This is a genomic window from Neorhizobium lilium (assembly GCF_004053875.1).
In the GTDB taxonomy this organism is placed as follows: Bacteria; Pseudomonadota; Alphaproteobacteria; order Rhizobiales; family Rhizobiaceae; genus Neorhizobium; species Neorhizobium lilii.
In genome coordinates, this window is record NZ_SBIP01000002.1 from 878,652 (window position 1) to 902,328 (window position 23,677).

The window sequence follows — 23,677 nt, forward strand, 5'->3', positions numbered from 1 at the left end:
GGAATGTCGCGATCCGGCGTTTTTTTGACGCAAGATGTCGGAGCCAAACGAAAGCCGCCCGGCTTTCACCGGGCGGCTGGAAGAAAAAGGCTGATAGAGATTACTTGTAGACGATTGGCTCCGGTGCCGGCTCGTAGGGAGCCGGGGTGTCGCAACCGCCGAAGACGTAGCGGGCGCCGACGCGGGCTTCATGAGAATCAAAGCCCTTGTCGCGGCCGGGACCGCCATTGTCGACGTAGCCGAACATGTCGCCACCGGCGATGTGGCGGTAGCGGTAGCCTACGTCGGCCTTGAGGTTGCAGGTGATATCGATCGATGCGCCGGCCATCAGCGCATAGGTCAGGCGCCACTTGCCCTCGCCGCCATGTTCGGTCGAGTAGCAGCCGGGAGCCGTCGGATCGTCGCAGATCGTGTTGCGCAGCTTGCTCCACTTGACGTAGGAACCGCCGATGCCGGCGCCGATATAGGGCGTGACATAGCCATAGGTGCCGAGATCGACATAGGCATTGGCAAGCAGCGAATAGGCGCGCATGTCGGCGCGGTCGTCCGAGGTGCAGGTAAAGCCGGAGCAGCTTCCCGTCGTAGAGCCCTTGAAGTTTGCCTTGGTAAGGTAGTCGAAGGTCACGTCGGTGCGCAGGTAGTTGTTGATCTGGTAGCCGACGCCGCCGCCGAACAGCGCGCTGTCCTTGATGGAGCTGTGGTCGAAATCGACTTCGTTGGCATTCGAGCCCTGGAAGTATTTGGCGCCGCGCATATGATTGAAGGAATAGCCGACATCGCCGCGCAGATACCAACCGGACGCTTCCTGAACCGTCACCTCGGGAGCATCCTGAAGGGGCGCGGGCTGCGGTTGATAAAGGTCTGCGGAATTGGCGGCGTTCACCGTCAGCAACAGCGCGAAGACGCTGGCCAGGCACTTGTTCATGGGTTCATCTCCAAAGCTAGTATCGCGTATGGCAGGCACGACGCGCAGCCACCCTCGTCTGTCGTGGAGAATGAATGATAAAAGTTAAGTCCCACTTAACTATGCCTGTTTACCAAACCGCTCCATGTTGGAACTATCTACTTCCTGCGCCAAGCGTTACCTCTTGACAGCTCGTGACGAAACCATGCGCCCCGCGGCCGCGTTAACCGAAGCCCCAGCGGAAAGGACGCACGCTTTGATTTCATCAAGAGACGCCGCAGACTTGTCAGCCGCTATAAAACCAACGGTGCCGCGTCCGCTTTCCGATCATGGTGCCATCGGCAATCTGCGCACGCTGGCCCTGGTGGCCCGGGACGGCACGATCGACTTCCTGTGCTGGCCCTATCTGGACAGCCCGAGCATCTTTGCAGCCCTGCTCGATGCCGATCGCGGCGGTGCCTTCGAGCTCTCGCCGAAGATAAAGAACGCACGCTGCCTGCAGCTTTACGTACCGGAGAGCAATGTCCTCACCACCCGCTGGCTGGGCGAAAGCCAGAGCGCTCAGGTGACCGACCTCATGCCCCTGCCGCAGGAGGTGGACGGGCCGCTGTCCCTCATTCGCCGTATCGAGGTGAGCCGCGGCGAAATCGAATTTGAACTTCGGTGCTGGCCACGTTTCGACTATGCCCGTCAGAAACCCGACGTCACGATAGAGGACGGGCAAGCCTTTTTCAGTGTGGGAGACCTGACCCTGCGTCTGTCCGCACCCGTGTCCTTTGTTGTAGAGAATGGGGGCGTCAGCGCCTCCTTCCGCCTGAAGGCTGGCGAAACCCTCGATATCGTCCTCGACGGAAATGCCGGCGACCTGCCGGAAGGGGAAGCGGTGACTGCGATCATCCAGCAAACCGTCAGCTATTGGCAGGGCTGGGCGAAAAAATCGACCTATCGCGGACGCTGGAGGGGCGCCGTCACCCGCTCCGCGCTGGCGCTTAAGATGCTGACCTCCGAGAAATACGGATCGATCGCCGCCGCCGGCACATTTGGTCTGCCGGAAGCGCCCGGAGGCGAGCGCAACTGGGATTACCGCGCAACCTGGATCCGCGACGCCTCCTTTACGATCTACGCGCTGATGCGGCTCGGCTATCAGGATGAGGCGAACGCTTTCACCCACTGGCTGACTGAGCGGACCGAGCGTTCCGACGACGGCCAGTTGCAGATCATGTATGGGCTGGATGGACGCAGGACTCCTAGAGAGATCGAACTTCCGCATCTGTCGGGCTATGGCGGCGCCCGCCCGGTGCGCATCGGCAATGACGCCGCTGGTCAGGTTCAGCTCGATATATACGGCGAGTTGCTCGATTCCATCTACATCAGCAACAAATACGGTGAAGCCATCTCGCACCGGAACTGGAGCGGCGTCCGCGAGGTGGTGGACCACGTCTGCGAGATCTGGCAGGAGCCGGATGCGGGCATATGGGAAATGCGCAGCGAACCGAGCGAGCAACTGCATTCGCGGCTCATGTGCTGGGTCGCAGTGGACCGCGCTGTGCGGCTAGCCCAGAAGCGGTCGCTCTCGGCCCCCTTTGGACGCTGGATCGAGACAAGGAACGCCATCAGCGAGAACATCTGGCAGAACTTCTGGAACGAGAAACTCGGCCACTTCGTCCACACGAAAGGCGGCGACAACCTCGACGCGTCCATGCTGATGATGCCGCTCGTGCGCTTCATCAGCGCGACGGACCCGGCCTGGCTTTCGACACTGGATGCAATCTCGGCAGAACTCGCCGATGGCTGCCTGGTCATGCGGTATCGGCGAGACGACGCGCTCGATGGGCAGGAGGGCTATTTCGCTGCCTGCTCCTTCTGGTTTGTGGAGTGCCTGGCCCGTGCCGGACGGCTGGAGGAAGCGCGGATCAACATGGAAAAGCTGCTGCAGCTCGGCAACCACTTGCAGCTCTATTCGGAAGAATTCGACGCTCGGGGCGAATTCCTCGGTAATTTCCCGCAGGCTTTCACCCATTTGGCGCTGATCAGCGCCGCCTTCTATCTCGACGGCGCCCTGGACGGAAGGTTCAGCCAGTGGCGTCCGTAAAGACACCGAGCTAGGACCAATCGACATTCAGGTTTCGGGCGTGGCGCGAGCGGATTTTGCTTCTGAACAGGAGGGAAGGCTGCAGTGGAGCCTTTCCTCCACAAGGCCTTTCCGACGGTGAGGTCTGGTTTATCGGGCTTACCTGACAAAAGGTCCAGTGGACCTTTTGTCAGCCGAACGCCCGAAGGGCCAGGGACAAAATCCGGCGCGTTCCGCAGGGATATGGTGAAAATCGCCCATTTCCGCGTCGCGAATCCCCGATGGATATAAGATCCACCATCGGGTTCGCTCCTGGAACTGAACGATTTTCCCTCATACCACGCTCCAAATCCTGAATGTCGATTGGTCCTAGATCAGGCAGCAGCCGAGCGCACATTGGCGATGACGTCAACCAATCCATCGACGATACGCTCCACCTGCGCCCGGTCGTCGCCTTCCGCCATGACGCGGATCAGCGGCTCGGTTCCCGAGGGGCGGATCACAAGCCGGCCTTTCGAAACGAGTTCCGATTCGGCATCGGCGATCGCTTGACGGACAACCATATCCTCCAGCGGCTTACCTCCCGAAAAACGGACGTTCTTCAACAGTTGCGGCACAGGCTCGAAGCGTCGGCATATCTCGCTCACCGGGCGGCCAAGCCGCTTGGCGCGTGCCAGGATCTGCAATGCCGCCACAAGGCCGTCGCCTGTCGTGCCGAAGTCGGACAGCACGATATGACCCGATTGTTCGCCACCCACGTTGAAATTGTGGTTGCGCATGTGCTCCACGACGTAGCGGTCGCCCACTTTGGTGCGCGCAAGATCGAGCCCTTTGCCCCGAAGGAAGCGCTCTAGTCCCAGATTGGACATGATGGTCGCGACGATCCCGCCGCCCGTCAGTTTTTCGTCTTCCGCCCAGCTTTCGGCAATTACCGCCATGAGCTGGTCGCCGTCGATGATCTCGCCGCGCTCGTCCACGATGATGACACGGTCCGCATCCCCATCGAGCGCAATGCCGATATCGGCACGCACTTCATGAACCTTCTTCTGAAGATTGGCCGGGCTCGTGGAGCCGCAGTCGAGATTGATGTTGGTGCCGTTCGGCTCGTTGCCGATCGTCACCACCTCAGCGCCGAGTTCCCAGAGAGCGAGCGGGGCGACCTTGTAGGCCGCACCATTGGCGCAGTCGATGGCGACCCGCAGGCCGTGCAGCGTCACGTCGCGAGGCAGGGTGCGCTTCACATGTTCGATATAGCGGTAGATGTCGCCCTCTACGCGCTTGGCACGGCCGATATCGGCCGACTTCGCCAGTTGCGCATGCGGGTCCTTGTCGAGGAGATCCTCGATCTGCATCTCGAGTTCATCGGAAAGCTTGTAGCCGTCCGGACCGAAGAGCTTGATCCCGTTGTCCTCGTAAGGATTATGGGAGGCGGAAATCATCACACCGACATCTGCCCTCAGCGAACGCGTCAGCATGGCGACCGCGGGTGTCGGAATCGGGCCAAGCAGGAAGACGTCGAGCCCCGCTGCGGTGAACCCGGCCACCATGGCATTTTCCAGCATATAGCCGGAAAGGCGGGTATCCTTGCCGATCACCACGCGATGGCGGTGGTTGCCGTTGCGGAACATGGTGCCTACGGCAATCCCGACGCGCATGGCAAGGTCGGGCGTCATAGGGAAGACGTTCGAATGCCCGCGGATCCCGTCGGTGCCAAAATAGCGGCGTGTCATGCAAGCTCCTTCATCATCGCCCTGAGGCGGCCTTCGCGGGGATCGAACCCGATCATATTTGTATTACCGCATATGGCGAGCTTCGCTAATGCCACACTTGGGTGGTACTGGCACATAAATTAGCGTCAAAAGTGATTATATCCCGTTACCAAAAAAGGCCGCCCGACGAAGCCGGACGACCTTTTCCATGTCGATGACAGTCGATGTCAGCGCGGCTGTGGCTCCAGCCCACCTTCAGGTTCGCCGCCCTTCGGCTCATCCTTCTTGGACCCTGCACTTGGTACTGCCGAGCCGCGAGCGGTCGGAGAATCGTCGCCCGTGTCGCGCGAAGGCTTCTGGCCTCTGATCAGCGCCTTGATTTCCTCACCCGACATTGTTTCGTATTCCAGCAGCCCTTCGGCCAGGATGACGAATTCGTCGTGCTTCTCGGTCAGGATGCGGCGAGCTTCGGTATAGGCCTCGTCGATCAGGCGGCGTACTTCCATATCGATCTTCTGGGCGGTCGATTCGGACACGTTCTTCGATTGCGAAACCGAATGGCCGAGGAAGACTTCCTGCTGGTTCTCACCATAGGCGACCTGCCCGAGTACGTCGGAAAAGCCCCACTGGGTGACCATGGCGCGGGCAAGCTTGGTTGCCTGCTCGATATCGGACGATGCTCCGGAGGTAATATTCTCCTTGCCGAAGGTCAGTTCCTCCGCCACGCGGCCACCCATCATGATGACGAGCCGCGAAACCATCCACTTGAAGCTCATGGAATAACGGTCGCCTTCCGGCAGCTGCATCACCATGCCGAGCGCGCGACCGCGCGGAATGATCGTTGCCTTGTGCAGCGGATCGGCAACCGGCACGTTGAGCGCCGTGATGGCATGGCCGGCCTCGTGATACGCGGTCAGCTTCTTTTCGGCTTCGGTCATGGCGGAGGAGCGGCGTTCCGCGCCCATCATGATCTTGTCCTTGGCGTCTTCAAATTCGCTCATGGTGACCATCCGCTTGTTGCGGCGGGCAGCCATGAGGGCAGCTTCGTTGACGAGGTTCATCAGGTCGGCACCCGAAAAGCCGGGCGTACCGCGCGCCAGCACCTTCAGATCGACATTCGGTGCAAGCGGCACGTTGCGGGCATGGACCTTCAGAATGCGCTCGCGACCGACGATGTCTGGGTTCGGAACCACGACCTGACGGTCGAAACGGCCCGGACGCAGCAGCGCCGGATCGAGAACGTCGGGACGGTTGGTCGCCGCGATCAGGATGATGCCTTCATTCGCCTCGAAGCCATCCATCTCGACCAGCAGCTGGTTGAGGGTCTGTTCGCGTTCATCATTGCCGCCACCGAGACCGGCGCCGCGGTGACGACCGACCGCATCGATTTCGTCGATGAAGATGATGCAGGGCGCGTTCTTCTTGGCCTGTTCGAACATGTCGCGCACACGGCTTGCGCCGACGCCGACGAACATTTCAACGAAGTCCGAACCGGAAATGGTGAAGAAGGGCACATTGGCCTCGCCGGCAATGGCGCGGGCCAGAAGCGTCTTACCTGTACCCGGAGGACCGACCAGAAGCACGCCGCGCGGAATACGGCCGCCGAGCCGCTGGAACTTCTGCGGATCGCGCAGGAACTCCACGATTTCTTCAAGATCCTGCTTGGCCTCGTCCACGCCGGCCACGTCTTCGAACGTCACGCGGCCATGCGCTTCGGTCAGAAGCTTTGCCTTGGACTTGCCGAAGCCCATGGCCCCGCGCGAACCGCCCTGCATCTGCCGCATGAAGAACAGCCAGACGCCGAGGATCAGCAGCATGGGCAGCAGCGTGCCGAGATAGCTCAGAAAACCAGAAGACCCATCCGTTTCCGGACGGGCGACGATGGTGACGTTCTTGGACTGCAGCCGGTCCATCAACGTGTCGTCTATGACGGGGGAGTAGGTCTGAAAGCTGGCACCGTTCTCGGTATAGGTTCCAAGCACCCTGTTGCCCGTGACGACGACATCGCGCACCCGCCCGGAATCCACATCATGCAGGAACTGCGAATATGGAATCTCGCGCGAGCTGGTCTGCGTTGGCGCCGTCTGGAACATGCTGAACAAAGCGATCAGCAAGAGGGCTATGATAGCCCAGAGGGCAAAATTACGAAAGTTTGGGTTCATCGAACTCCCCGGACTGCGACGGCCAGCACGTTGGCGGCCGCCTTTGCTTGGCTCTTAACATAGGATTGCGGGCCGGGCTTGCCAAGGCAGTAGCGGAACACGGTTTAGCTTTTCCGTCTGGAAACATTAACCGGCGACAGCGGGAAATCGTTGCATCCGAGCAAAACCCCAATCTGGCGGGCCATTTCAAGGTCGAACGAAGGCAGGAAGCGCTCGAACGGAGCCATGACCTCCATACGGACGCGGCCAGATAACGCGCCAGCAAGGCTTTCTAGCTTCGGCATGACGGACATTGCCCTGAACGCCACCGATGGCGGCACGTCGGGGAACAGTTTCGCCCCAGCCTCCCTGTCCGTTGCCATGGAAGCAATCCGAAGCACATCGTCGCTAGCGTTGTCGATACGGTAGCGTCCGTCCCAGACGGTGTCTTCCCCCGGCAGCACATCGACCGAAGGCAGGCCACGATTTTCACGCTGCATGTAAAGCCCTTCCCGCCTCATGTCGAAGATGACGCGGCCGGCAGTAATGCGTCCCGGCCGGCGAGCGCCGACGAACGCCATGATTCGGTCGAGGCTTTCCCGCCTTAATCCGTGCTCCCTCCCCCCGAGCACAGCGGCCAAGGCAGCGAGCCCATGGCGAAGCACGTCTTGCGGTTCGTCGAGGCCGGCGGGTCCGATATGGGCCAGTACACCCTGCTGCAGCGTCGCATGCCGCCGCAAGAAACCCGCAGCCTCTTCGGACAGTCTGCGCCGCCGCTCCCCGGCCTCAAAGATCTCGCGCGAAACAGACAAGGCTTCCGTGGCCAGCGCCTGCCGCATCCGCACCCGCTCGTAATGAGGATCGGTGTTGCTGGGATCATCGAGCCAGGCGATGTCCCGTTCCACCAGAGCAAGCCGAATATCTGCCCGCCGCGTTGACAGAAACGGACGCAGCAGCCAGCGCCGGCGCTGCAGGAGCACCTCTTCCGCCATTCCCGCAAGACCGAGATTGTCGTGATCGTCGCTTCTTGCTGCCCGCATCGCCACCGTCTCCCGCTGGTCGTCCAGCGTATGACCGGTGAGAATAGCCGTCGCATCAAGCTCATCGGCTATGTCCATCAGCAGGGCGTAGCGCGCCTCGCGGGCTGCGGCGGAAAGCCCCGCCTTCGGCTTATCGCCACCCCATCGGCGGATCAAATGGGGTATGCCCCGGGCGCTGCAGAATTGAGCAACGGCATCAGCCTCGTCGGCGCTTTCGGCGCGAAGACCATGATCGATGGTGGCGGCGGCAAGGGAAATACCGTCAGCGGAGGACGCGCCAAGGCTGTCGGCAAGCATCGTAAGAAGACCAAGCGAATCGCTGCCGCCTGACACTGCGACCAGCAACCGGCAAGGCCTGTGGAGGGATTGGAGAAGACGCCGGGCAGCCTGTTCGGGAGAAAGCATCCGTTACCCGGAAAATGCGGTCAGCAGGAGAGACGCTTCTGCTCGCTGGTTGCCTTGGTCAGCACGGCCTTGGGCGCATTGGGATAACGCTTGGGCACTTCGCGAAGTGTTGCGCAGGCGGTCTCGGTGTTGTCGAGCTGCGCCAGCGACATGCCGAGCTTCAGCAGCATTTCCGGCGCCTTGGCCGATTTGCCGTAAGTCTGGTGGGCGTTGAGGAACGTCTTGGCCGAGTCCGTATATTTGCCCTGCGAATACTGGGCTTCGCCCAACCAGAAACTGGCATCGCCGGCGCGGGTGCTCTTTGGATAGGCGGCGAGGTAGCTGGAAAATTCCTTCTCTGCCAGCGGATAGTCGCCGGCAAGAACATGGTCATAGGCGATCTTGTAAGAGTCGTTTTCGCTGCCGAGCGATGCCGTCTGCTGCTGATCCTGGTTGCCTGTGGCTCCGCGCGCCGTCTGACCGCCCGTATCGACACCAGGAAGTCCAGCGGAATTGTTCGTCTGGCTGCGCGATGCCCCACGAGCATTGCCGTTCTGGTCGAAATCGATCGAGCCGAGCGTCGTTGGCGGTGGCGCGGCACGACCCGATGAAGAAGGTGCGCCTGCGCCTGGGATCGCAGCCGACGGCTGGTCGATGATGCGGGCGACGTCGTCCGAAGCACCGGACGATGCCGGTGGGGCGGCGGTTGTGCCGCGGTTGGCCGCCACGGCCGGTTTCCCGGCCGTGTCGTCCACTTCGGTTCTCTTCTTCTTTTCCAGGTCCTGGAAACGAAATTCGTTATCTTCCTGCGTCTTTCGCAGTTGCTCCTGCATCTGCAGCAGCTGATAGCTCATTTCCTCGATGCGACCATTGAGCTGACGCACCTCTTCCTGGAGCTGCTGGATCCGGACGGCATCGTTGCTTTGCGCCAGAATGACGGGCCGATCCTTGGCCGCCTGCTGTTGCGAAACGGTCTGCTCGCCCTGAAAAAGTTTCGGCAACGAAAAGGCGCCCGCAGGGCCGCTCGTCACCGCCAGCCCTAGCATCGCTGCCAAGACAATTTTTCTCATGTCGTCCGTCCTGCTCTTTGATTTGCGCCGGAATGGCGCGTCAGGAGATTTTTACAACTGCCGTAAAAAAGCAACCAATGTCAGGTCCAAAATCCTGCAAATCGGGGCCAAACTAAGGAAAAAATAAAAAGGCGGCCCGAAGCCGCCTTTTATTACCAAATTGTCACCCCGTCCGGGTGTGGTTACATGCCGGCGCCGCCGCCAAGCACCGTTACAGCGCGACGGTTCTGCGACCAGCAGGAAATGTCGTCGCAGACGGCGACCGGGCGTTCCTTGCCGTAGGAGATGGTCTTCAGGCGATTGGCCGGAATGCCGCGTGAAGACAGATAATCCTTCGTGGCGGCAGCGCGGCGTGCGCCGAGCGCCAGATTGTATTCGCGCGTGCCGCGTTCGTCGGCATGGCCTTCGATCGTGATGGCATATTTCGGATAGCGCTGCAGCCACTGGGCCTGACGGTCGAGCGTCTGCTGGGCATCGGCACGGATCGAGGTCGAGTCGGTATCGAAGAAGATGCGGTCGCCGACATTCACAGTGAAGTCCTGGGTCGAACCGGGCGTTGCCGAGCCTGCACCGTTGAGGCCGAGATCACCTGCATTGTTGGGCAGGTTCTTCTTGTTGGCGCAGCCCGCGAGCGCCAGGGCGAGCGTCAGCGCGATGACGGCAGGGTTGCGAGCGAGGGTCTGCATGCGGCTCATCGCCGGGGTTCCAGTGCGGCTCATGGCCGGTCTCTCCTTGATCGATTGCATTTCAGAGTTGCCAGACTCTAACCGAAAGCGGTTAACCATGATCAAACTTCTATGGTTAATGAAGTCTTGTCTGTCCCGTTGTTCCGCCCTTTTCCAAGAGAATAGGGCGGGAAAGAGGCGGTGTCGGCCGCCAGGTCAAGTTTCCGTCTTATTCGAGCAGCGGCGACCATGCCGGGTCGGACGCATAACCCGGCGTCTTGACCAGCTGTTCGTTATAACCCGTCAGGTCGATGGAATATAGCTGGGGTCCTCCGGCACCGGCCGCCTGACGGAAGAACATCAGCACGCGCCCGTTGGGCGCCCAGGTCGGGCCTTCATTGTGGAAGCCAGAGGTCAGAACCCGCTCGCCCGATCCGTCCGGCTTCATCACGCCGATCGAGAACTTGCCGCCCGACTGCTTCGTAAAGGCGATGAGGTCGCCGCGCGGCGACCAGACAGGCGTCGAATAGGAGCCGTCGCCGAACGAGATGCGGCTCTGGCCGGAACCGTCGGCACCCATGACGTAGATCTGCTGCTTGCCGCCGCGGTCGCTTTCGAAGGTGATCCGACCGCCGTCTGGGGAGTATGAGGGCGCCGTATCGATCGCCGCCGTGCTGGTCAGGCGCGTCGTGGTGCGCGAGCGAAGGTCCATCGTGTAGATATTCGCATTGCCTTCCTGCTGAAGGCTCATGATGACCTTCTGGCCATCCGGCGAAAAGCGCGGCGAGAAGGTCATGCCGGGGAAATTGCCCACCACCTCGCGTTGGCCGGTTTCCAGCTGCAGCAAATAAACGCGCGGCTGGTTGCCTTCGAAGGACATGTAGGTGACTTCCTGCCGGCTTGGCGAAAAGCGCGGCGTCAGCACCAGGTCCTTGCCATTGGTCAGCATGCGGACGTTGAACCCGTCCTGGTCCATGATGGCAAGCTGCCGCTGGCGGGCAGTCTTCGGGCCACTTTCCGAAACGAACACGACGCGGGTATCGAAATAGCCCTTCTCGCCGGTGATGCGCTCATAGATCGCGTCGGCGATGATATGGGCCAGGCGGCGCCAGTTTTCCGGCTGGGTGAAGAATTGCTGGCCGCTCATCTGGCTGCCGGCATAGGTATCCCAGAGGCGGAACTCGGCACGCAACCGGCCGTCGCCTTCGCGGCTGACGCGGCCGACCACGAGCGCCTGGGCGTTGATCGCCTTCCAGTCCTCGAAGCGCGGTGCTTTGCCCGGATCGGTGATCTTCTCGATGAAGGCCTGCCGGTTGACCGGCGCAAACAGCCCGGAGCGCTGCAGATCGGCTGCAATCACCTGAGAGATCTGCGGCCCGAGCTCGTTATTGGACAGGAAGTCCGTGATCGCGATCGGCAAGGGCTCGACATTGCCCTTGTTGATGTTGATTTCCACCAGCGCATGGGCCGGGGACGTGAGAGCCGCCACGCTGGCGCCTCCCATCATGAGGCCAAGGAAGGAACGTCTGATCATATCCATAAAGCCTTTCAGCTACGCTTTCATCTCTTAGAGCCCCAGCTCGCTGGGGTCGAAATTGACGACGACTTCGCTCCAAGAATCATACTTGTCGGCAGGCAGATTCTTGAAGGGTGACGACCGCAGCACTGCGCGGCGGGCGCTTGATTCCATTGTTCGTCTGGCCGTATCGGAGCCGCCGCTGGAGGAAACCTCCGGCTCGCCCACGATCGCGCCCGACTGGTCGAGCCTCATATGCACCCGTATAATCATCCCCTGCAGGCCCTCGATGCCGGCAATGGTCGACCAGTTGTTGGAGATCTGGCCGCGCAACGCGTCCATCTCGCTCTGGCTGAGCTTCGCGCCTGTAGAAGGCTTGGTGCTTCCCGTCGAGGCCGGCGTTGCGGACCGCTTGGCGCCACCACCCGAAGCATCCTGCTTGTTGAGCATGGCTGCGATCTGGTCGGCATTGAAATCGCTTTTCTGCGACGACGAAGACTTGGCGGCGTCCTGCTTCTTGCCTTCCTTCTTGTCGGTCGGCTTGGATGTATCCGTCGCCTTTGTATCGGCCTTGGCGACTTCGGTCGGCTTCGGGGTTTCCGGCTTCTTCTCCGGCGTCTTTTCCACGGGCTTCTCGACCGGCTTTGCCTCTTCCTTCGGCGGCTCGGGCTTGGGCGGCTGCGGTTTTGCCATCGGAAGCGGCGGCGTTTGCGGCAGCTCTCCGGTCTCGGACTGGTTTTCCGCCTGAACGGGCGCCGGCGTCGGCTTGGCCGCTTCCGGCTTCGGCGGCATGGGCTCGGGCTTCGGCGGGGTGGGTTCCGGCTTGGGCGGTGTCGGCTCGGGTTTAGGCTGCGGCAGCGCTGCCGTCTCCACAGGTTTCGGAGCGGTCTCCTCCGGCGCGATTTCCTTCACCTCGTTCTGCTCGGGCGTTGGCGTGGGCGTCGGCCGTTCGACAGGCTTCGGCGCAGCAGCCACCTCGACTGGCTTCGGCTTTGCCGTCGGCGTCGGCGGCGTCTTCAGGTCCACATCGTTCTCGCCCGCATTTTCAGCGTTCTCGATGGCCTTTTGGTTCTTGGTTTCCTTCGGCGACGGCTTGTCCTTGTTGGGAGCCTTCTTGTCGCCCTGCTGCATCTGCGTCATCGATTCCACCGGCACGATATCGACCGGGAACGCCTCCACGTCGGCAACCGTCAGCGGCGCCGGAGCGGAAAGCGTTAACATCGCCCAGCCGAGAACCAGCAGGTGCAGAGCGACCGATGTGCCGACACTACCTTTCATGGCGCCGCGATCACTTCTCCTGTTCCTGCAGCGTTACAAGACCGATATTCTTGTAACCAGCTGCAGAAATACGGGCCATGACCTTCATCACCCCGCCATAGGCGGCTGAGGTGTCTCCGCGCACGTAAATGCGCTCGTTATAGCCGGTGGTGGCAATGGCCTGCAGCTTCGGCAGGATGTCGTCGATGGCGATCGGCGTTTCCTGCAGGAAGATTTCGCCCTTCGTATTGACGGAAATGGTGATCGGCTGCGTATCGGAGTTCATCGCCTTGGCCTGGGTTTCAGGCAGGTCGATGGGAACGCCGACGGTCATCATCGGCGCGGCGACCATGAAGATGATCAACAGCACCAGCATGACGTCGACGAGAGGCGTGACGTTGATTTCGCTGATGGCACCGCCGCGACGCCCGCCACGCCTGCGACGTCCGCCTCCCGATGCCTTGGATCCTCCGGCAGACATGCCCATGATACGTGCTCCTTGGCCCGGCTAACCGTTACTGCGCAGCCTGGCGCGGCTGCAGCTTTTCATCGATCTGGCGTGACAGGATGGCTGAAAACTCGTCGGCAAAGCCTTCCATGCGGGCCGACAGCTTGCCGGCATCGCCCATGAACTTGTTGTAGGCGATAACTGCCGGAATAGCGGCCACGAGACCGATGGCCGTTGCCAGAAGCGCTTCGGCGATACCCGGCGCCACGACCGCAAGATTGGTTGATTTGGAACCGGCAATGGCCTGGAAAGAGGTCATGATGCCGACCACGGTCCCGAACAGGCCGATGAAGGGACCGGCGGAGCCGATCGTTGCCAGCGAGCCGAGCCGCGCTTCGAAGCCTTCGCCCTCGCGTGCTATGGTCACGTCCATCGCCCGGTCGATGCGCATCTGCAGACCGATCGGCGAACGCGCACCCCGCTCGAAGCTCTTCTTCCATTCCCGCATGGCGGCCACGAAAATCGCGCCCAGCCCGGTATTCTGGCGATCGGCCAGGCTCCGATAGAGCTCTTCCAGCGACTGGCCGGACCAGAACACCTGCTCGAACTGGTCGAACTGGCGCTTGGCCTTGGCAAAGCTCACATATTTGTCGATGACGATCGCCCAGGTCCAGACGGACGCGCCGAGCAACCCGATCATCACCAGCTTGACGACCCAACCCGCCTGCATGAACAGCGACCAGAGGCTCACTTCGCTTGCCGCCGCCGCCAAACCTACCTGTTCCATCGATCAACAATCCCCGAATCCAAACGCCCGGCTTTAAGACCGGGCGGGTTCAAAAGCGCGCTCTCGCGAGAATTCCGAATGTTCGCTGGATGCGCCCTTCGCCCTGTGCGCAATGAGCTTCAGCTTGGCTTCTCGCTTTCAAATTTGGTCAAAGGAAGGCGTGCGTTGCACAATTTCCTCAGCCCGCAGTAAGACATCATTATCGTTAAGAATGTGTTACAGGCGGAGCTTCAAGTATCTTTCTGCACACCACCGCGATTATTACTGGCGCTTCAATCAAAGCCGCGTGAGGGTCGGACCAAATATCTCACGGGAGCCGGCTGAACTGGTCGATGGGCGATTCGCAACACACCTGCGGCGGCAGGTAACGTCTTCATTCCGCCGCTGCGGTAAGGAACTTCTCGGCGATGGTCTCCGGCAGGCGGCGGGGGCGGCCATGTTTGTTGATGACCGCTATCACCACTTTGGCGGCGATCAGCAGCGTCTCGCCGCGGCGAATTTCCTGATTCAGCAACATCTTCGCGCCGCCTGCCTTCTCCGTCATTGTCTGGATCATGAGGATGTCGTCCATCCGCGCTGGCTGCTTGAAATCGATCTCCATCCGGTGGACGACGAAGACCAACCCCTCCTCGTCGGCAGATAGAAGCGTGCTCTGCTCGCAGCCGAGGCAGCGCAGATAGTCCGTGCGGCCGCGCTCGAGGAAGTGAAGATAGCGGGCGTGGTAGACCATGCCGGAAAAGTCCGTGTCCTCGTAGTAGACGCGCTGCACCAGGCGATGGCCACCATCCAGTAATTCGCCAGCCAGAAGAAATTTTTGGTCACTCATGCCATTGCCTTGGAAAATTTTCGCTGCTTCATTGGTTAGACTTGGAACATTGACCCAGCCACGCCGGATTCCTGTCACATATCCCGCCTATCAGGAATAGTCCGAAAACCAGCGGAGAGTCTTGATGAAGATAGCAGTTCTCGGCGGCGACGGTTTTGTCGGCTGGCCGACCTCGCTCCATCTCTCGGAGGCGGGCCACGACATCCACATTCTCGACAATCTTTCCCGCCGTTGGATCGATACCGAACTCGGGGTCCAGTCACTGACGCCCATGGATAGCATTCAGGAGCGGACCCGAATCTGGCACGCGGAAACCGGCCGCCGCATCCATTTCCACCTGATCGACCTGGCCAGGGACTACGAGCTGCTGAAGGGCTGGCTGGCGAAGAACCGCCCGGACGCGATCATCCACTTCGCCGAGCAGCGCGCGGCGCCGTATTCCATGAAAAGCGACCGGCACAAGAACTATACGGTCAACAACAACGTCAACGCCACGCATAACCTGCTGAATGCCATGGTGGAGCTCGATCTCGATGCCCATCTCGTGCATCTGGGCACTATGGGCGTCTATGGCTATTCCACGGTCGGTGCGGCCATCCCCGAAGGCTATCTTCCCGTCGGCATCGAGACGACCGATGGCCGCACGGCGTCCCAGGAAATCCTTTATCCGGCCAATCCCGGCTCCATCTACCATATGACGAAGTGCCTGGATCAGCTGCTGTTCCAGTTCTACGCCAAGAACGATGGCTTGCGGATCACCGATCTCCACCAGGGCATCGTCTGGGGCACGCATACGCAACAGACCCGCCGCCACGAGCAGCTGATCAACCGGTTCGACTATGACGGCGACTACGGAACCGTGCTCAACCGCTTCCTGATCCAGGCAGCAATCGGCTATCCGCTGACCGTGCACGGTACGGGAGGCCAGACGCGCGCCTTCATCCACATCCAGGATTCGGTACGCTGCATCGAGATCGCGCTCAACAATCCACCGGTCCGCGGCAGCCGGGTCGAGATCTTCAACCAGATGACGGAGACGCACAGGGTTCGCGATCTGGCCGAAATGATTGCCCGCATGAGCGGTTCGCAGATCGCCTGGTTGCCAAACCCGCGCAAGGAGGCTCCCGAAAACGATCTCGTGGTCAGGAACGAGAAATTTCTGGGCCTGGGTCTGGACCCGACCACGCTCGGCGAAGGCCTGCTGTCGGAAATTGTCGATGTCGCCCGCAAATATGCTTATCGGGTCGATCGCTCCCGCGTTCCGGCCGTATCCGCCTGGACGAAGGACATTGCCGCCAAGGTGGAGCACGATCCCGAAGGCAGGCGGCTGAAATCGGTGTCGTGAGTTTGTTGAAGGCGCCTCACCTCATGACCAACGCCTATGTCACCCTCGTGACCAACGCAGATTATGCGATGGGCGCCACCGCGCTGACGCGCTCGATCCGGCGCACCGGAACGACAGCCGATATCGTCGTCCTCTATACGAACGTCGTCCCAGAAACAGACCTCGCACCACTTGCCGCCCTCGGCTGCCGGGTGGTGGAGGTCGAGCATCTGCCGCTCTCGGACGCCTTCAACGAGCGGCATGCCCGCAAGACCCTTCATGGCGCCGCACCCTTCACCAAGGGCCGCAAGCCGGACTTCCACACGCCGCTCGACAATTTCTGCAAGCTGCGCCTATGGCAGCTGACGCAATACGAGCGCTGCGTTTTCATCGACGCAGATGCCATCGTGCTGAAGAACATCGACAAGCTGTTCGTTTATCCAGAATTTTCAGCCGCGCCGAATGTCTATGAAAGCCTTGCCGATTTCCACCGGCTGAACTCCGGTGTTTTCGTGGCCCGCCCCTCGGTTGCGACCTATGAGGCCATGCTGACAGCACTCGAAGAGCCGGAGCGCTTCTGGCGCCGGACCGACCAGAGTTTTCTCGAAAGCTTCTTTCCGGATTGGCACGGCCTGCCGGTTTTCATGAACATGCTGCAATATGTCTGGTTCAACCTGCCCGATCTTTGGGATTGGAACAGCATTGCCGTGCTTCACTACCAGTATGAAAAGCCATGGGAGAAAGACCATCCGAAGGCCGAGCGACTGAAGCCGCTGATCGATCTGTGGCAAGACATCTACGAAGAGCGGGAGGTCGATCTGGACGCGCTGCCGTCACCGCCGGGCAAATCATGAAAGTCCTGGTATCCGGCGCCACCGGCCTTGTCGGCCGCTACATCGTCGAAGGACTTCTTGGCGACGGCTACACAGTGATTGCGGGCAGTCGAACGCCTCCCCGGCCGGGTCTGTTCAGCCGCCCCGTTGGCTTCACACCTCTTTCGCTCAACCCGGATCTCGACCAGACCGACGCTTTCCAAGACGCGGCAGCCTTCGTCCATGCCGCCTTCGACCACCTTCCTGGGAAGTATCGAGGCGGCGAAGGAGAGGACCCCGGCCGCTTCCACCGTCTCAATCTCGACGGCACTGTGAAGCTCTTCGAAACGGCCAGGCGCGCCGGCGTCCACCGCACCGTCTTCCTGTCGAGCCGTGCCGTCTATGACGGGTTGCCCGCCGGAACCCGCCTCCACGAAGACTTGACCCTTGTGCCGGATAGCCTTTACGGCCAAATCAAGCTTCAGACGGAGCACGCTCTCGCGGAGCTCGCGACAAGCGGTTTCACCACCGCCAGCCTTCGAATGACCGGCGTTTATGGCAGTCTTCGGCCAAACAAATGGGATGGGTTGTTTGGGGATTATCTGGCGGGAAAGCCTGTGACGCCTCGGGCTGGCACCGAAGTGCATGGAGCGGATGTGGTCGCGGCGGTGCGGCTGATGCTGCAGGCGGAACCGCAGCTGGTCAGCGGCCAAAGCTTCAACCTGTCGGACCTTGTCGTCGATCGGCGAGACATACTGGGTTATCTGCCGACGCCTGCACATGCCATCCTGCCGCCCCTTGCGGATATGAGCGGTCTCAATATCATGGACACTGGGAAGATCCGTTCGCTTGGCTGGCATCCGGGCGGCAAACCGCTCTTTGCCCGGACGATGCAATTGCTGGCGTCGGGAGTCAGTGCTGCTTGACGCGCCGCATCTTGCTCTGCTTCGCTTTCTCGATCGCCGCCTTGTGTTGCTCGGCCCATTTCTGGCCGGCATCGCCGCCCCAGAGCAGCCAGGCAATATAACCAGCCGATGGATTCTCATCGTTTCCGAAGTTCTCGGCGCGCTTATCGACGCTGTGGCGGGCGAAATAGCTGACCATCCGCTTGACGGTCTTCTCCGAAAGAGACTTCCGATGCTTCAGATCCCGCGCCCGGGCAATGCCGATGGTCGTACCGCCGCGCCGGAACTGTTCGCGCAGTTTCAGACCCTTCTCAGCCGCAGCGGCGACCTCGACCGGCGGACGGAAATCTGCCTCGCCGCTGGACGCGGTTGTTGAAGCCTTATGGTCGTGAGCTATTTGTGCGTTAGCCATCGGTCTTCTTCAGCTCCGATTGGCTTTTCAGAACCCGGTCGCCGTCTTCCTGCTTGACGAGGAAGGCTGGCTTTTCGGCATCGGCCTTGCGTTTTATGGTCTTGCCCTTGATCGTGCGCTCGACGTCCTTGGTGAATTTCTCCGTAACCTCGCCCTCAGCCTTTCCGCGGCCCCACTTCCACTCGACTTCGTTTCCGACCTTGATGTTCTGCATGTTTGGCTCCTTCCGTCCGAGGCAAACGACAGGGGCCGGATGATGTTCCGAAATTCACGACTTCAAATCGAGGTCGCCGTCGTGCCAGACCACGTGCCGCACCGTCGTCGGCAGGCTCTCGATCTCCTCCGCGATGAAATAGGGCGGTATGTCGAGCGCACGCAGGGCAGCCGTCGTAGCCGGCACCCATTTGAACTCCAGCTCATGGCCATCCTGCACGCGGTGGACGATGTCTGTCGGATGGAACGGGAAATGCGGCGGCACGTCCATCAGGTAGAAGAACCCCAGTTCATGGCAATTCCAGCCTTCGTAATGGAAGAAGTTCTCGACTGTCCAGAGAAGCCGCCCGACACTGACGTCGACACCCAGTTCTTCCATCATCTCGCGCTTCAGCGTTTCCTCCGAGGTCTCGCCCATTTCGGCGCGCCCGCCCGGAAAGGTCCAGAACGCCTCATGCACCGCGCGGTGAACCAGCACATGTCCGTCGCGAAAACCAAGCCCGGCGATGCGCATCTGGAAAAGGCGCTTCGGCTTGAACTTCATCCGGATGCGAAGGTCCTGAGGCTTACTCATCTTCCAGGCTCATGCGGAATTGTGCAGCTTCCAGATCCTTCGGCGGCTGCAGCCCCAGATGTTTCCAAGCATTCGGCGTCAGTACGCGGCCCCGCGGCGTCCGCTGGATGAAACCCTGCTGGATCATATAGGGCTCGATAATGTCCTCGATCGCATCCCGGGGCTCGGAAAGGCCAGCGGCGATCGTCTCTATTCCCACGGGTCCGCCGCCGAAATTGACCGCAATCATATTGAGATAGCGTTTGTCGAGCTGGTCGAAACCCATATTGTCCACCAGCAGGCGCGTCAGCGCCTCGTCGGCGATCTGCTTGGTGACCGATTCCGCCCTGGCAACCTCGGCGAAGTCGCGAACGCGGCGCAAAAGCCGGCCGGCGATACGCGGCGTCCCGCGAGCCCGCCGCGCGATCTCGCGCGCACCCTCATCCGTCATGGGCAAGTTCATCAGCCGCGCCCCGCGCCGCACGATCAATTCCAGTTCCTCGACCGTATAGAAGGACAGCCGCACCGGAATGCCGAAACGGTCGCGGAGTGGGGTCGTCAGAAGGCCAAGCCGGGTCGTTGCCGCCACCAGCGTGAACTTCGACAGGTCGATCTTCACCGACCGCGCCGCCGGCCCCTCCCCGATGATCAGGTCGAGCTGGAAATCTTCCATGGCCGGATAGAGGATTTCCTCCACCGCTGGGTTGAGACGATGGATCTCGTCGATGAACAGCACGTCGCGCTCTTCGAGATTGGTCAGAAGCGCCGCCAGATCGCCCGCCTTGGCGATCACCGGACCGGAAGTGGAGCGGAAATTGACACCCAGCTCCTTGGCCATGATCTGCGCCAGCGTCGTCTTGCCGAGCCCCGGCGGACCGACGAACAGCACATGGTCCAGCGCCTCGCCGCGCCCCTTGGCAGCTTCAATGAAGACCTTGAGATTGGCGCGCGCCTCGGCCTGGCCGGTAAACTCGTCCAAAGACTGCGGCCGCAGCGCCGTATCCAGGTCTTCGCCGCGCTTTTCCGGCGATATCAGGCGGGCGGGTTCGGTCATGCAAGAAGTTCCATTCCGGGCACGCGGGTCGCGGCTTTCTGGTCGAAGGTAAAGGTCTTGCTGCAGCCCGACTTCAAAGCCGACCAGGCGACGAGATAGTCTGCAATGTCGGCGGCTGGCTGCCGAGTGGCTGCTACTAGGTGCTTCAGTTCGGCAGAATGCTCGACAACGATTTCGGCCGATTGAGCAAGCACTCCCAGGACTTCGAAAATCCGAGTTTTTGGATAATCAAGGCGTCGGCTCAAGAACCAGACCGTTTCGGCAAGCACTACGGCGCTGATATAAGCGGGATCCTCAGCGGATCGCTCTAGCATGAACTGGTGCGCAACCGCGCTCTGCGCCGGTTCATCCTCCACGAGAAATCGCAACAGGACGTTCGTGTCTATACCGATCATTTATGGCCTTCGTTCCATTCCCGCTGGATCCGCTCGTCATCTTCAACGACCGCGTTGATGATCGCTTCGTCTATCTCCTCTATGGTAAAGCTCCTGCCGTTCGGCGGCTTACCAAGAATTCCCGCAAGGTCCATGACGCTCTTTCGATTAGCCTCCTTGGGACCGGTCAAATTCTTGGGCGTGGCCAAGACTCGTCCGCCTTCCACCGTCACGTAGAACTCCGTGCCGGGCGAAAGATCCAGCCTATCCCGCACGTCTTTCGGGATGGTGAGTTGACCCTTTGAACTCAATCTTGATAAAGCACTCATCTCAAGGCCCCCATGGGTTGTGCATTTCGATCCTAGCTCGAAATGACTCCACAGCCAAATTACCGCGACAACTCCTTCAGCCCGAAGCGGATCAGCTTGGCGCTATCGGCGTCTTCGCCGGCAGTCTTGAGGGCTGCGGCAACCGCATTGGCGGCCTGATCACGGGTATAGCCGAGATTGGTGAGCGCCGAGACGGCATCCGCCACCGGTGCTGCGGCGACACCTTCGCCAAGCTCCTGCTTGAGGCCGATATTGGCGGAAGCTTCGCCCGCAAAGGCCGGGGCCTTGTTCTTGAGCTCGGTCACGATCCGCACCGCAACCTTAGGCCCGACGCCTTGGGCACGCGACACCGCCGTCTTGTCCTGCAGCGCGATGGCATTGGCAAGCTCGGACGGCGTCAGGGTGGACAGCACCGCCAGCGCCACCTTTGCCCCCACGCCTTGCACGCTTTGCAGCAGGTTGAACCACTCCCGTTCCAGCGCCGTCAGGAAGCCGAACAGCTTGAACTGGTCCTCGCGCACATAGGTCTCGATGAACAGCACGATGGCCTCACCGACCGATCCCATCCGCCCGAGCACGCGCGAGGAGCAGAAGACCTCGTAGCAGACGCCGTGAACATCGACGAGCACGTAGTCGTCGCCGATTTCGTCGATAGTGCCTTTGAGCTTGCCGATCATGGCCGGGATCCTGGAATGGGGTGGGTGTCGGGTGTGATCAAATCGACGCAGGGAGAATAGGCTCAGTAACCGAACGAATCGCAAGAACACGTCACCCGGCGAGAGCCTGCCGCATGCGCTGTCCGCCGCGATTATGGGCATGGCAAATGGCGATAGCCAAGGCGTCCGCCGCGTCATTACCCTTGAATTCCGCCTTCGGCATCAGGATCTTCAACATCATGTGGATCTGCTGCTTTTCGCCATGCCCCACGCCGATCACCGACTTCTTGACCGCATTAGGAGCATATTCCGCAACCGGCAGCCCTGCGCGCGCCGGCACCAGCATGACCACGCCGCGCGCCTGCCCAAGCTTCAGCGTCGCCACCGCATCCTTGTTGACGAAGGTCTGCTCCACCGCTGCCTCATTCGGCTGATAGCTGTGTACCACCTCGGCCAGCCCGTCATGGAGCTGGCAAAGCCTGGAGGCGAGATCGAGATCGCCGTCTGAGACGACGGTCCCGGAAGCGATGAAACGCAGGCTGTTGCCGATTGTCTCGATGATGCCCCAGCCCGTGCGCCGAAGCCCGGGGTCGATCCCGATGATGCGAATCGTCTGTGTCATGTGCGTGAGTTTAGCGTGCATCCACATCAACTGCCACGCAAAAGTGAACAAACCAGAAACATTTGAGCGTTAACAGCGCATTAACCACAATGACCCTGAAGCCCTGTCCGGGTGCAACGGCTGCCGGAGAACGACGTTCAAGAGAGGGCTGGAGGCATCGAGAGGAGACAGGTCATGTTGAAGAAACGCCTTTTCCCGTCCTTCGGGCTCGCGGCTCTCGCGGCGGCGCAAAACCTGTTGATGGCGACAGCACTCTTACTGTGTTCCAGCCTGGCCTTCTGGCAGATCACCACTGCGATGCTGTTATCGCTGCTGCTTACCGGCTGGATGCTATCTATTTCAACACCGCCGACAGAACAGGCGGCGGAGCCAGACAATCCGGGTATCACCAGCCCGCCAGCTTCCCTGCCTAAACAGGCGTTGGTGCTTACGCTCCACGAGACCCTCAAATCCGATGACGACCTGCGCCTTGAGGCGCTGAGATATGAGGCGGAGGCGATGAAGGCTGTGCTGGCCACTCTGGATGGCGCCCTACGCCGCCTTGCCTGCGGTGATCTGACCATCCGTTTGGCCGACGAGTTTCCAGAGACGTTCGAGGGCTTGCGAACGGACTTCAACCAGTCGGTCATGCGGATTGAAGACACCTTGCAGGCAGTGACCAGCACGGCGTCGGCGCTCCATGGCAGCGGTGCCGAACTTCAGGTGCAGGTCGATGCCGCAAAGATCAGCTTCGCGGAACATTCCGCTGCAATTGCAAAAGCCACAGCCGAAACAGGTAGCCTCCTGGAAAGCACCCGTCAGCGCGATGAGGAAATCAGGCATCTTTCTACGGTGAGCTACAATGCCCTGCTCGACCTCCGCAAATCGCAGGACGTGTTTTCAGTTCCTCTCACTGCCATGCGCTCGGTCTCCGCAACGACGACCGAAATGGCACCGGTCGCCGACCGGATCGTCCAGTTGGCCCTGGAGGCAAACATGGCAGCCATGAACCTCAATATCCAGGCGTCGCACCGCGAAGGAAACGCCCCGGCGATGGATGGTCTGGCGGAAGAAATTCGCCGCCTGGCAGAGGAAACCGCCGAGGCCGCCAAACAAGTGGCAGTGCTCGGCAGGCGCGCCGCGCAGGTTGCCGCCACCGGCGAACAACAGGCCAATCGGGTATCTGGAGAAATGGCCGCAATCGGGATCTACGTGGAAGCACTGCATCAGAAGACGGAAAAGCTTAGCACTTCGACCATAGAACAGCGCCAGGACGCTGATTCCCTGCGCTCGGCAGTCATGACATTGGCCAAGAGCAGCCGCGACCACGCAGTGCAGGTGGAACAGCTTTCGCGTAAGGCTGACGATATGACGCGAGGGGTCATGGCGCTTGATCGGCAGGCGGGCCGATATATTCCCGTCACCATCATCCAGCCTGACAGCGTCTTCAGGCCGCAGCCGACGGATAAGCCCATACGACCTCCGCATTTGCGGTTGGTCACGCCATAAACCAATCGCTGGAATGAGAGATGGAGACTGACAGACGAAGAATGCCGGGGGTCGTATTGGCAGGAACGACTGCCTAAATAACAGAAACGATATCTCCATTCGTTTCAGGACCTCCTC

General features: G+C 60.7%; 24 protein-coding genes. 5 read left to right on the forward strand and 19 right to left on the reverse strand.

Annotation, left to right across the window (positions count from 1 at the left end; translation table 11 throughout):
• Positions 1-100 precede the first annotated feature (100 nt).
• The gene (locus tag EPK99_RS10440) at positions 101-925 is read right to left on the reverse strand and encodes an outer membrane protein (RefSeq protein WP_128442958.1); all 825 of its coding nucleotides are present in this window, start codon (positions 923-925) and stop codon (positions 101-103) included.
• Positions 926-1,187: 262 nt separating this feature from the next.
• Here EPK99_RS10440 and EPK99_RS10445 point away from each other — a divergent pair, with 262 nt between their 5' ends.
• Positions 1,188-2,996 carry a glycoside hydrolase family 15 protein gene (locus EPK99_RS10445; protein WP_245582384.1) on the forward strand — a complete coding sequence of 603 codons (1,809 nt, stop codon included), beginning with the start codon at positions 1,188-1,190 and terminating at the stop codon, positions 2,994-2,996.
• Positions 2,997-3,349: 353 nt separating this feature from the next.
• Here the strand turns inward: EPK99_RS10445 and glmM are convergent, their stop codons facing one another.
• The 10 genes from glmM to ybgC form a co-directional block, all read right to left on the reverse strand.
• The gene (gene glmM, locus EPK99_RS10450; protein ID WP_128442959.1) at positions 3,350-4,705 is read right to left on the reverse strand and encodes a phosphoglucosamine mutase; all 1,356 of its coding nucleotides are present in this window, start codon (positions 4,703-4,705) and stop codon (positions 3,350-3,352) included.
• A 206-nt stretch (positions 4,706-4,911) separates the two neighbouring features.
• A complete protein-coding gene (gene ftsH / locus EPK99_RS10455; RefSeq protein WP_128442960.1) occupies positions 4,912-6,846 on the reverse strand; it encodes an ATP-dependent zinc metalloprotease FtsH in 1,935 nt (644 codons plus the stop codon).
• 104 nt (positions 6,847-6,950) lie between these two features.
• Positions 6,951-8,270 carry a tRNA lysidine(34) synthetase TilS gene (gene tilS / locus EPK99_RS10460; RefSeq protein ID WP_128442961.1) on the reverse strand — a complete coding sequence of 440 codons (1,320 nt, stop codon included), beginning with the start codon at positions 8,268-8,270 and terminating at the stop codon, positions 6,951-6,953.
• 20 nt (positions 8,271-8,290) lie between these two features.
• On the reverse strand, positions 8,291-9,319 hold the full coding sequence (ybgF, locus tag EPK99_RS10465) for a tol-pal system protein YbgF (RefSeq protein ID WP_128442962.1): 1,029 nt from the start codon (positions 9,317-9,319) through the stop codon (positions 8,291-8,293).
• A gap of 182 nt (positions 9,320-9,501) precedes the next feature.
• Positions 9,502-10,038 carry a peptidoglycan-associated lipoprotein Pal gene (gene pal, locus EPK99_RS10470; RefSeq protein ID WP_128442963.1) on the reverse strand — a complete coding sequence of 179 codons (537 nt, stop codon included), beginning with the start codon at positions 10,036-10,038 and terminating at the stop codon, positions 9,502-9,504.
• A gap of 175 nt (positions 10,039-10,213) precedes the next feature.
• Positions 10,214-11,491, reverse strand: a complete 1,278-nt coding sequence (gene tolB, locus EPK99_RS10475) for a Tol-Pal system beta propeller repeat protein TolB (protein WP_425374196.1) — start codon at positions 11,489-11,491, stop codon at positions 10,214-10,216.
• Positions 11,492-11,551: 60 nt separating this feature from the next.
• Positions 11,552-12,778, reverse strand: coding sequence for an energy transducer TonB (locus EPK99_RS10480; RefSeq protein WP_128442965.1), 1,227 nt, complete (start codon positions 12,776-12,778; stop codon positions 11,552-11,554).
• A gap of 10 nt (positions 12,779-12,788) precedes the next feature.
• A complete protein-coding gene (tolR, locus tag EPK99_RS10485; protein WP_128442966.1) occupies positions 12,789-13,244 on the reverse strand; it encodes a protein TolR in 456 nt (151 codons plus the stop codon).
• A gap of 28 nt (positions 13,245-13,272) precedes the next feature.
• Positions 13,273-13,992 carry a protein TolQ gene (gene tolQ / locus EPK99_RS10490; RefSeq protein WP_128442967.1) on the reverse strand — a complete coding sequence of 240 codons (720 nt, stop codon included), beginning with the start codon at positions 13,990-13,992 and terminating at the stop codon, positions 13,273-13,275.
• Between the two features lie 373 nt (positions 13,993-14,365).
• Entirely contained in the window at positions 14,366-14,818 is a 453-nt protein-coding gene (ybgC, locus tag EPK99_RS10495; RefSeq protein ID WP_128442968.1) for a tol-pal system-associated acyl-CoA thioesterase, read from the reverse strand.
• A gap of 124 nt (positions 14,819-14,942) precedes the next feature.
• On the opposite strand from ybgC, the gene EPK99_RS10500 reads away from it, so the two are divergent.
• From EPK99_RS10500 to EPK99_RS10510, 3 genes are read left to right on the forward strand one after another with little or no spacing between them, the layout of a single operon-like run.
• Positions 14,943-16,163, forward strand: a complete 1,221-nt coding sequence (locus EPK99_RS10500) for an NAD-dependent epimerase/dehydratase family protein (protein WP_128442969.1) — start codon at positions 14,943-14,945, stop codon at positions 16,161-16,163.
• Between the two features lie 23 nt (positions 16,164-16,186).
• Positions 16,187-16,996 (forward strand): glycosyltransferase, encoded by an 810-nt coding sequence (locus tag EPK99_RS10505; RefSeq protein ID WP_128442970.1) that lies wholly within the window; start codon positions 16,187-16,189, stop codon positions 16,994-16,996.
• Positions 16,993-17,880, forward strand: a complete 888-nt coding sequence (locus EPK99_RS10510) for an NAD-dependent epimerase/dehydratase family protein (protein ID WP_128442971.1) — start codon at positions 16,993-16,995, stop codon at positions 17,878-17,880. Before EPK99_RS10505 ends, EPK99_RS10510 begins: the two co-directional genes overlap by 4 nt.
• Here EPK99_RS10510 and EPK99_RS10515 read toward each other — a convergent pair.
• From EPK99_RS10515 to ruvC, 8 genes are all read right to left on the reverse strand, one after another.
• Positions 17,867-18,271: a hypothetical protein gene (locus EPK99_RS10515; RefSeq protein WP_245582385.1), complete on the reverse strand. Its 405-nt coding sequence runs from the start codon at positions 18,269-18,271 to the stop codon at positions 17,867-17,869. The genes EPK99_RS10510 and EPK99_RS10515 overlap by 14 nt on opposite strands.
• Positions 18,264-18,485 (reverse strand): hypervirulence associated TUDOR domain-containing protein, encoded by a 222-nt coding sequence (locus tag EPK99_RS10520; RefSeq protein WP_128442972.1) that lies wholly within the window; start codon positions 18,483-18,485, stop codon positions 18,264-18,266. Before EPK99_RS10520 ends, EPK99_RS10515 begins: the two co-directional genes overlap by 8 nt.
• Positions 18,486-18,539: 54 nt before the next feature.
• Entirely contained in the window at positions 18,540-19,058 is a 519-nt protein-coding gene (locus tag EPK99_RS10525; protein ID WP_128442973.1) for an NUDIX hydrolase, read from the reverse strand.
• Positions 19,051-20,091 carry a Holliday junction branch migration DNA helicase RuvB gene (ruvB, locus tag EPK99_RS10530; RefSeq protein WP_128442974.1) on the reverse strand — a complete coding sequence of 347 codons (1,041 nt, stop codon included), beginning with the start codon at positions 20,089-20,091 and terminating at the stop codon, positions 19,051-19,053. Before ruvB ends, EPK99_RS10525 begins: the two co-directional genes overlap by 8 nt.
• On the reverse strand, positions 20,088-20,486 hold the full coding sequence (locus tag EPK99_RS10535; protein ID WP_128442975.1) for a type II toxin-antitoxin system VapC family toxin: 399 nt from the start codon (positions 20,484-20,486) through the stop codon (positions 20,088-20,090). Before EPK99_RS10535 ends, ruvB begins: the two co-directional genes overlap by 4 nt.
• Positions 20,483-20,794, reverse strand: coding sequence for an AbrB/MazE/SpoVT family DNA-binding domain-containing protein (locus EPK99_RS10540; protein WP_128442976.1), 312 nt, complete (start codon positions 20,792-20,794; stop codon positions 20,483-20,485). The genes EPK99_RS10535 and EPK99_RS10540 overlap by 4 nt, the downstream gene beginning before the upstream one ends.
• 59 nt (positions 20,795-20,853) lie before the next feature.
• Positions 20,854-21,471 carry a Holliday junction branch migration protein RuvA gene (gene ruvA / locus EPK99_RS10545; protein WP_128442977.1) on the reverse strand — a complete coding sequence of 206 codons (618 nt, stop codon included), beginning with the start codon at positions 21,469-21,471 and terminating at the stop codon, positions 20,854-20,856.
• A 91-nt stretch (positions 21,472-21,562) separates the two neighbouring features.
• The gene (ruvC, locus tag EPK99_RS10550; RefSeq protein WP_128442978.1) at positions 21,563-22,072 is read right to left on the reverse strand and encodes a crossover junction endodeoxyribonuclease RuvC; all 510 of its coding nucleotides are present in this window, start codon (positions 22,070-22,072) and stop codon (positions 21,563-21,565) included.
• A 174-nt stretch (positions 22,073-22,246) separates the two neighbouring features.
• Between ruvC and EPK99_RS10555 the strand changes: the two genes are divergently transcribed.
• Positions 22,247-23,560 carry a methyl-accepting chemotaxis protein gene (locus EPK99_RS10555; protein ID WP_128442979.1) on the forward strand — a complete coding sequence of 438 codons (1,314 nt, stop codon included), beginning with the start codon at positions 22,247-22,249 and terminating at the stop codon, positions 23,558-23,560.
• The last annotated feature ends 117 nt before the right edge of the window (positions 23,561-23,677 follow it).